Origin of the sequence: Pseudomonas sp. NPDC090592 (assembly GCF_044769185.1) — a bacterium.
Taxonomy (GTDB): domain Bacteria; phylum Pseudomonadota; class Gammaproteobacteria; order Pseudomonadales; family Pseudomonadaceae; genus Aquipseudomonas.
Window position 1 is genome coordinate 22,214 of record NZ_JBIVXJ010000048.1, and the last position, 8,893, is coordinate 31,106.

An 8,893-nucleotide genomic window follows, 5' to 3' on the forward strand; every position below is an offset into this window, starting at 1 on the left:
GAACTCTTCAGGTGTTACTGACCCAGCGTGATCCTGGAGGTGTTGGCGCTGGATGCGCCACGGAACGCTGTGACTTCCAGCTCGACCTTGTAGACCGTCGAGCCCAGGGGTGGACAGGTAACCGTGCTGGCCGGATCGATGCCCCGGAACTTCTCGCCGACAATGGTCATGACGGTAGTGGTGTCCGCCGGATCTTGAATGAACACTCGCGAGCACACGACGTCGGCGAGGGTCGCATCGACCGAGGCCAGCGCTGCCTCGATATTCAGGAACACCTGATGGGTCTGTTCTGCCAGGTCCTCGGGAATCTCGTTGGTGGCCGGGTTGCGTCCGGCCGTGTTGGAAACGAAAATCCAGTTGTCGACCGCGACCAGGCGCGAGTAGCTGCCCAGCGTCTCGTACTTGGAGCCGGTCTTCAGTTTGGTGATTTGAACCATTTCAATAGCCTCGCAGTTGGGTGAAATCATTAGCTGAGTGCAGGGGATTCCCACAGGTTGAGTTTCAGGCCGACCCCGCGCTCGAGTGCCTGGCGGTAGACGACTGTTCCCCAGGCGACGTCTTCGACGGGCATGCCACCGACCGACATGATGATGATCTCTTCGTCGTTGACGCGACCCGGCGCCTCTGCAGCGATGATCTTGCCGATATCCTCGAGCTGCTCGGGGAGTAGTTTTCCTTCTTCGATCATGTCCATGAAACGCACGCCAACCAGTGGCACATGGTTGTGCGCAGGCTTGGGCAGCTCTTCGAACCAGGCCTGGTAGAGGCCTGTGTTGTCGACCACCTTGCGTACGTCCGACGCCTCCATGGCCTCATCCATGCGGCAGCCCGCCGGCATGGCCAGAAACGCCCCTGGCTTGACCCACTCGCGTTTGACCAGCGGGTAGGCGGACGGATCACCGGTTTCACCAGAGGTGCAGTAAGTGACCAGATCCGATCCGCGCACCACCGCTTCGATGCTGTCCACGACTTCGATGTTGGTGATTTGCGGGTAGGTGCTACGCAGCCAGGTGATGAAGTCGTCCAGGCTCTTGGCGCTGCGCCCCTTGACCTTGAGGGTGTCGACCTCCGGACAGACGGCCATGAACGCCGAGACGGTCGTCTTGCCCATCACCCCAGGGCCGAGCAGACCGATCACTTTGGAATCGCGGCGCGCCAGGTGGCGAGCCCCGACGCCGGGGATGGCACCGGTGCGGTAGGCCGACAGCAGGTTCGCCGACATGTGGGCAAGTGGCGCGCCGGTGTCAGGATCGTTCAGGGTGAACATGAGAATGGAGCGCGGCAGGCCTTTCTCGCGGTTGGCGATGTTGGAGCCATACCACTTGACGCCGGCGGTCTGGAAGTCGCCGCCCAAGTAAGCCGGCATGGCCATCATGCGGCGGTCAGCGGTTGGCTTGGGCATGTTCGGGAACGGCGAGTCCTTGGGGAAGGTGATCATCGCGCCGTGGGAGTCGCTGTTGGGGCCGGCCATGCGGTAATCACCGTGGTAGAGCAGGCCGAACATCTCTTCCATGGTGTTCACGCAGGCAAGCATGTCGGTGACACCGGCACGAATCATGTCTTGTTCGGACAGGTAGAGAAAGTCGATTTTTGTAGTTGTGGTCATGGCTATTCTCGGTAGCTGGAATGGGCGCATGCGACTACGCACCGTTGTGTGTGCGTATGGCATTTACGATGTTAGGGAACGGCCTGAGCGGGCGGCTATCCCGAAATAGTCACGAACGTGGTGTGCTGCAAAGCGGGTCTTTGCAGCCGCTTCAGGGGGGATTCAGGGCCGTGCAACGGCAGCGTCCGGGTGTCCGGTTCGGACATGCCGCTTGGCAGGCTTGGCCAAAAGCCCGGCAATGTTGAACATGCCGTTCCGGCCAAAGGCTTGCACACTTTGAGGATCGTCAACGTGGCAGCGCGGCGGGCTTGCGTCCTGGCGCACCAGCGCGAAAGACGAGGGCGATGCGACCTTCGCAAGGGGGAGCAGCGCAGTCACTATTTGCTACACCACGCCAGGATAAAATCATGAAAACAACAATATCCAATCCTATCGATAGAACCTCCGTGTATATCTGTGCCGGGCTCGTGTCTGCCGGTGGAGCCTTGCTGCTCAATGTACTGCCGCTGCTGTTCGGTGCATTGTCAGAGCGTTACGGGTTCGGCGAGAACCAGTTGGGTAGCCTGGCGATGGCCATGAATCTGGGGTTCGGTGTGCTGGGCCTGGCATCGCTGTTATGGATCCGGCGCGTCAGCTGGCGAGTCATTTCACTCAGCGCATCGGTATTGGTGGTTGCCGCGCTGCTGTGCATGCTGACCGATCCGCCCTACGAAACCCTGTTGATGGTCATGGCGCTGGCGGGTGCCGGTACCGGGGCTCTTTACGCATTGGCCATGACCATCTTCGGTGACAGTGTCCAGCCAGAGCGGGCCTTTGGCTTCAAGCTGGGGATGGAAACCATCCCGGGCGCGATCCTGCTCACTCTCCTGCCGGTAGCCGTGGCGCCGCTCTGGGGGTTCCAGGGCATGATCGTCACCCTGGCCATCGCCATGGTGCTGATGGGTGTTGTCCCGCTGCCCTGGGTGCCACGACGCAGTCAGCGAGTCTCGCAGGTGCTGACGGGGCCGGAGCCAACTGTTGCTGCTGAGAACCGTGTGATCGTCTGGTTGAGCCTGATTGCAAGCCTTGTGTTTCTGACTGGCATCATGTCCGTGTGGGCATTTCTGGAGCTGTTGGGCAAGAAAACCGGCCTGTCGTCGGACACCATCGGGGCGGTTTTGGGTGTCGGTTTCGTCATCAACGCGGGCAGTGGTTTCGTGGCCTCGTCGATCGGCCTGAAAGCCGGCCGCTTCCTGCCGCTGGCGGTCGTCGTCTGTGCCGAGGTGGCAGGCCTGGTCATGCTCGGACAGTTCGCTTCGTTGACCACCTACGTAATCGGTGCGATGTGCATGCTGTTCTCGATCAGCTTCGTGTTGGCATATACCTTCGGGTTGATGGCCGAGTTCGATCTGTCGGGCAAGCTGGTTGCCTTGGGTGCGCTGTGCCTGTCGATCGGGGCTGCGGTAGGACCGGCGGTCGGCGGATTGCTGATCGAGGCCTATGGCTACCCTGCCGTGCTGCTGTTCTCGGGCGCCTGTTCGGTCAGCGTCCTGCTGATCTACGGTGCGGCTGTGCTGAAGGCCCAGCAGTCAAAGAAGACCGATAACCCTGAGGCAAGCGTGGTGATGCCTCGAACCTGATATCAGTACAACGGAAAATGGCTCGTCGGGTGTGATCCCGACGGGCCTTTTTCATTGCTGTACGCTTGGCAGGCACTCACAAAGGGGCGGCAAGCTCAGACAAATCTGCCCGGCGTCGATGCCTGACACTGGTCGGGACAACAATCAAAGGTGCGAGGCCTATGCAAATTGCGATCATTGGTGCCGGCGCAATGGGGAGCCTGTTTGCCTGCAGGCTCATCGACGCCGGCGCAGAGGTGACCCTCATCGATGTGGATAAAGCCTTGCTGCAGGTGCTGAGTTCATCGGGTCTGAAATTGCACGACCAGCACGGCCAGCGGACTTACTGGCCACAGGTGGCAACCTGCGATGAGGTACACGCGGTGATGGACGTGCTGATCGTGTTCACCAAGAGCTATCACACCCGCCAGGCCATTACCTCATGCCTGCATCTGGTCAGTGCATCGACGCTGGTGGTGACGCTGCAGAACGGGCTCGACAGCTTGCCTGTGCTGCGCGAGTACATTCCCGACGATCAGTTGGCCATGGGCATGACCCTCTACCCAGCTGACGTCGTTTCGCCAGGAGTCGTACGCAGCCTGGGTGAAGCCCAGGTACGCATGCGAGGTGTCGGGGTTGCACCAGCCAGAGGTCTGGACAAGCTTGTCGAGCAGTTGTGCAGAGGCGGATTGCAGTCACTGATCGATCCGCACATCGACGTCACGATCTGGGAGAAAGTGGTGTTCAACACTGCGCTCAATTCGGTCTGTGCGTTAACAGGCGCCACTGTCGGGGAGGTGGCACTGCATCGCGATCATCGCCGCCAGGTCTTCGCACTGGTCCGTGAGGCAGTGAGCGTGGCTTGGGCGGTGGGTGTCGCTGTAAACGTGCAGCGAATCCAGGCCGGCATCGAGGAGGCATTCGTGGTGCACGCCACGCACAAACCGTCGATGCTGCAGGATGTCGAGCATGGCCGGCGGATCGAAGTCGATGCGTTGTCGGGTGCACTGCTCGGTCATGCTGCACGTCATGCTCTTGAGGTCCCGGCGCTGGCCTCGGTTGACGCGTTGTTGCGGCGTATCGGGCGAGGTGTCCAGGCCCGCCAGGACACTGTCCAGCCTCAACGCAACGGTGAGAACGCTGCAGGAAGATAAGCCACCGAGTTCATCTTCTGCAGCTGCGGCGCCGAATTTTCTGGCGGCCAGACGCCGTCACGCACTGCACGGGTGCGGACATCTAGCCGCTGTTCGAGGCTGGCGTAAGGCCAGATGTGCAGATAGCGCGGAATCCGTCCGCTGGTTGCGTAGAACGCGGCGTAAACGGCAGAGTAGGGCTCGCCTGTGCGCGCGCTGACCGCTTTCTGCCAGCCCGCCAATGTAGGCGCGACACCGGACGGTACCAGGTCGTATTCGCGCAGCTCATAGAACGGGCCGTGGGGCCCGGGCAGCAACGGTGAGAGGAACGGAAAAAGTCGGTAGTCATCCATGGTCTGTTCCAGGACGAAGTCGCCGATACCGAAGGCGTCAGCCGCCAGCAGTACTCGCTGACGCTCCGCCGCCTGGACCTGCAGGCTGCTGAAGCGGCGCATGACAGCAATCGTGTTCTGCGGGCCGATTTCCGACAGCCAGCACCCGACCAGCTCCACGCCTTCCAGCGCATCCTGCAGGGCCGACTCAAGACGCGGCAGGGCCTGGCTTGGTGTGCGCACGCGCAGGGTGAAGCGGATCAGCTCATAAAGGTCGGTGCCGGGTGTTTCCAGCGAGGGGGGAAAGTGAGGCATTGCATTTTCTCTGAGTAGTCATAAAAAGACCCGAGCTCCCCCCGCACGGGAAAGCCCGGGGCAAAATGAAGAGTTGTCAGCCCGGCTGCTGGTTGGGTCGTATTGAAATTACTGCGGCCGTGGTGATGGCACCCATCACGATCAGCATGACGGATACCGGCCAGGCCGAGTCATAGAGGCTGAACAGGGCGGTCGCAGCCAGTGGCGCCAGGCCGCCGGAAAAGATCGAAGCGATCTCATGGCCCATGGCCAATCCGGAGTAGCGCACCTTGGCCGGAAATAGCTCGCCCATCAGTGCCGGCTGGGTGCCGATCATTGCGCCATGACAGAAGGCCATGCCGAGCAGCGCCGCCAGGTAGACCCAGCCTGCCGAATGGGTATCGAGCATCCAGAAGAACGGGAAGGCCAGCAGCATCAAGCCGACAGAGCCTATGGCATAGACAATACGGCGGCCGATGCGGTCTGACAGCCAGCCCCAGAACACGATGGTGCCGGCCTCGACGATCATTGCCACCATGACACTGGCCAGTACCAGCTGCGTGTCCAGGCCGGTGAACTTGGCATAGGCGATGGTAAAGGCCAGGAACAGATAGGCGCTGCCATTCTCGGCGATGCGCAGGCCCATGGCTTGCAGCACTGCCTTGGGGTGCTTGCGCAACACCTCCATCGCGGGTATGTGTTCCGGCTGATCCTGTTGTGCCTGCTCTTGCACGAACTCCTTGCTTTCCGGCAGGCGCCGGCGGATGTACACACCGACGCCGAAGATCAGGATGCTGGCCAGGAACGGCACGCGCCAGCCCCAGCTCATCATGTCGTCCTGGGGCAGCATCTGTACCAGATAGAACGCTGCAGCCGACAACACGAAGCCGCCCGATACGCCCAGTTGGCTCCAGGCCGCATAGAAACCGACGCGGTCTTTCGGTGCGTTCTCGCTGAGCAGCAACACGCCGCCGCCCCACTCACCGCCCGAGGCGACGCCCTGCAGCACGCGCAGGATCACCAGGCAGGCCGGAGCGAGGTAGCCGACCTGTTCGAAGGTGGGCAGCAGCCCCATGGCGAAGGTGGCCACACCCATGATCGCCAGGGTCATCACCAGCGCCTTCTTGCGCCCGGCCTTGTCGCCGATATGGCCGAATATCAGCCCGCCCAGCGGGCGAGCGAGAAATCCTACGGCGAAGCCTGCAAACGAGGCCATTGTGCCAAGCACCGGGTCGGTCCCGACCGGGAAGAACAACGGCGCGAAAATCAGCGCAGCTGCCGTGCCATAGAGAAAGAAGTCATACCATTCCAGGGCATTACCCAGCACCGAGGCCACGACGATGCGGCGCATGGTGTTCGGGTCGGTGTCGCGGGTGATGCTGGTGTTGAGGTTAGTCATGAGCCATCTCCTTGCAGACCATCACCAGAACTTCCAGGTGTAGGTAGTGATCAATCGGAACTCGTCGTAGTCATTGCCGTATCGGGTCTGGGTCTTCATGTTCTTGAGTTCGAAGCCGAGATCTTTGAGTACACCGCCCTGAACCACATAGGAGAGCATGATGTCGCGCTCGCTTTCCCGGTCCCGCGAGAGCCCGGCGCCACGGTCGATATCCGTCCCCTTGATGTAGCGAGTGAACAGTTTCAGCCCGGGCACACCCATTGCCGCGAAGTTGTAGCCATAGCGGACCGACCAGCTGCGCTCATCCGGGCGGATGAACGGCAAGCCGGCCCAGTTCGGCAGGTACCCCTGCGGCACATAGCCGTTGAGGGTCGGGAACACTGTGTCGCCAGTCATGCGCTGGTAGCTGGCGCCGACCATGTGGCCGTTTTTTTCCAGGGTGAGCAGGCCGAAATACGCCTGGTTGTCTACCGGGCCACTGCGCGCAGCACCGTCCTCGCGGTTGTTGAAGTAGCCGATGTCGGTTTTAAGCTGGTAACCGTCGGCGAACTTCAGGGTGTGCTTGATGCCGCCGTAATCCTGCTTGTAGATGTCGTTGAGCACGCCATGGAAATAGCTGGCCTGCAAGTCCGGGGTCAGTGCATAGGTGGCGCCGACGAAGTCCAGACCGTCGCTGTCCAGGCTGTCGTTGGTACCGTAGCGGTACAAACGCTCGTGGTTGGATGATTCGCGGGTAACGATCGACCAGAAGCGTCCGCCGACCAAGGTCAGGTTGTCGATGTCCCGAGACTCGATCACCGCCCCTTGGTAGATGGTGTCGAGTTGGCGGCTTGGATCATTGGAGGCAACCGGATAGTTGGGTTTCTGGTCGCCGATCCTGGCGATGGTCTTGGCATACTTGAGCTTGAGCGTCGCACCGGCGCGGCCATAGTCATCAGCTGCTTTCTGTTCATGCCGACTGAAGGGCAGGGAGCCGTCATTGCCGGTCGAGTCCAGCCTGATGGCGTACTGTCCATTGAGATCGAGGCCGATTGCCAGTGGTGTATCGGTGTAGCCCGATTCGAATTGCAGGTCGAAGCCCTGCGACCAGTTGCCGACTTTGGACACCGGCGCGCCGGCGTTGGTGAAGTTGCGGTTCAGGTAGAGGTTGCGCAAAGTCAGCGACAGGTGGCTGTCATCGACCACGTCGGCAAAGCCGGTCAGGGGTAGTGCGATGCCTGCACACAGGCAAAACGATTTCGCATGCAACGGCCATTTGAGTTCCATGGGGTAATCCTGGAAAAGTGATCAGTACAAGGTCTGGGCAGTCATGCAACTGGGCAGAAGCGCTCTGCAGGTCTGTAGCCCGCTTGTCCGTCACGTATTGTTTTTGTTGTTTTAGATATCCAGCACCAGGCGCTTGCCGCGCGCCCGGGAACAGCACAGTACGATCTGTTCGTTGCTCTGTTTCTCCTCATCGGTCAGGTATTGGTCGCGATGGTCAGGTTCGCCTTCGAGCACATCGCACAGACAGGTGCCGCACACACCCTGTTCGCACGACACCTCGACCTTGATACCCGCCTCACGCAGGGCGCAGACCAGCGTCTGCCCTTGCTGTACTTGCACGGTCCTGGCGCTGCGCACCGCGACCACTTCGAAACTGTCCCCCGAGGTATCGACCTCGGCCTGGAAGTACTCGTGGTGAATATGCTGCTCATCGAAACCCTGCAGACGTGCGCCTTCGATCACCCAGTCCATGAACCCTGACGGGCCACAGGTGTAGAGGTGGACACCCGGGGTGGCCGGGCCGAGCACGCGGGCCAGGTCAAGTTGCTGATCGGCGCCTTCATCGCTGAAATGGGTGAATACACTGGCGGCGAATGGCGCGTTCAGCAGTTCGTCGACGAAGGCGCAGCGGCTGCGCGAACGGCCGCGGTAGTGCAGTTCGAACGGCGCTCCCTGAGCGTGCAGGGCGTGAGCCATGGCGATCATCGGCGTGATGCCGATGCCGCCACCGAGCAGAATCGACCGCCTGGCGTCGCAGGCGAGCGGGAACAGGTTGCGTGGCGCACTGATGCGCATCGCCGTGCCGGGTTGCAACTGCTCGTGTACCGCCACCGAGCCGCCTCGGGACTGATTGTCCTTGAGCACCCCCAGGCGATAGACGTTGGTCTGCGCGGGATCGCCGCACAGTGAATACTGCCGCACCAGATCGGGCCCCAGGTGCAGGTCGACATGGGCGCCCGCCGCGAAACGCGGCAGCGCCTGGCCGTTGACTGCAGCCAGTTCGAGGACGACCACATCGCCCCCTTGTACCTCCCTGGCATGGACGATCACATCGAGCAGTTGGTCGTGCATGATCGTCTCCTTCAGAGGATGTAACCGATACCGGCGAGGGTATCGTCGCTGTTGATCAGGCTGATCACCTTGCGGTGGATCCTGAAGCCGCCTTCGACACGCACCAGGGTGTAGGTCAGGTCGGCGCTGTAATGCTTGAGGCTTTCCTTGCGGAACTCGCGGATGTTCTGCGCGGCGCGCACGGTGACATTGAC

The 8,893-nt window shown here is 61.2% G+C and carries 8 protein-coding genes and 1 pseudogene; 2 read left to right on the forward strand and 7 right to left on the reverse strand.

The genetic code is table 11. From position 1 onward, the window contains the following. Positions 1–14 precede the first annotated feature (14 nt). Together ACIQUI_RS27465 and ACIQUI_RS27470 are read right to left on the reverse strand one after the other, a co-directional pair. Complete coding sequence (locus ACIQUI_RS27465; protein WP_391136970.1) at positions 15–437, reverse strand: Rid family hydrolase; 423 nt, start codon at positions 435–437, stop codon at positions 15–17. Positions 438–466: 29 nt separating this feature from the next. Continuing rightward, positions 467–1,606, reverse strand: a complete 1,140-nt coding sequence (locus ACIQUI_RS27470) for a tyramine oxidase subunit B (RefSeq protein WP_403204037.1) — start codon at positions 1,604–1,606, stop codon at positions 467–469. 407 nt (positions 1,607–2,013) lie between these two features. Here ACIQUI_RS27470 and ACIQUI_RS27475 point away from each other — a divergent pair, with 407 nt between their 5' ends. Together ACIQUI_RS27475 and ACIQUI_RS27480 are read left to right on the forward strand one after the other, a co-directional pair. Further along, positions 2,014–3,225, forward strand: a complete 1,212-nt coding sequence (locus ACIQUI_RS27475) for an MFS transporter (protein WP_403204039.1) — start codon at positions 2,014–2,016, stop codon at positions 3,223–3,225. A gap of 161 nt (positions 3,226–3,386) precedes the next feature. Continuing rightward, the gene (locus ACIQUI_RS27480) at positions 3,387–4,358 is read left to right on the forward strand and encodes a ketopantoate reductase family protein (protein WP_403204041.1); all 972 of its coding nucleotides are present in this window, start codon (positions 3,387–3,389) and stop codon (positions 4,356–4,358) included. Here the strand turns inward: ACIQUI_RS27480 and ACIQUI_RS27485 are convergent. The 5 genes and pseudogenes from ACIQUI_RS27485 to ACIQUI_RS27505 all read right to left on the reverse strand — a co-directional run. After that, positions 4,325–4,984, reverse strand: a complete 660-nt coding sequence (locus tag ACIQUI_RS27485; RefSeq protein ID WP_403204043.1) for an NIPSNAP family protein — start codon at positions 4,982–4,984, stop codon at positions 4,325–4,327. The two genes, ACIQUI_RS27480 and ACIQUI_RS27485, sit on opposite strands and share 34 nt — an antisense overlap. Before the next feature lie 76 nt (positions 4,985–5,060). Further along, entirely contained in the window at positions 5,061–6,362 is a 1,302-nt protein-coding gene (locus ACIQUI_RS27490; protein WP_403204045.1) for an MFS transporter, read from the reverse strand. A gap of 21 nt (positions 6,363–6,383) precedes the next feature. Continuing rightward, positions 6,384–7,628, reverse strand: coding sequence for an OprD family porin (locus ACIQUI_RS27495; RefSeq protein WP_403204047.1), 1,245 nt, complete (start codon positions 7,626–7,628; stop codon positions 6,384–6,386). A gap of 111 nt (positions 7,629–7,739) precedes the next feature. Continuing rightward, complete coding sequence (locus tag ACIQUI_RS27500) at positions 7,740–8,699, reverse strand: PDR/VanB family oxidoreductase (RefSeq protein WP_403204049.1); 960 nt, start codon at positions 8,697–8,699, stop codon at positions 7,740–7,742. A gap of 11 nt (positions 8,700–8,710) precedes the next feature. After that, positions 8,711–8,893, reverse strand: a pseudogene (locus tag ACIQUI_RS27505) (hypothetical protein); the annotation flags it as partial.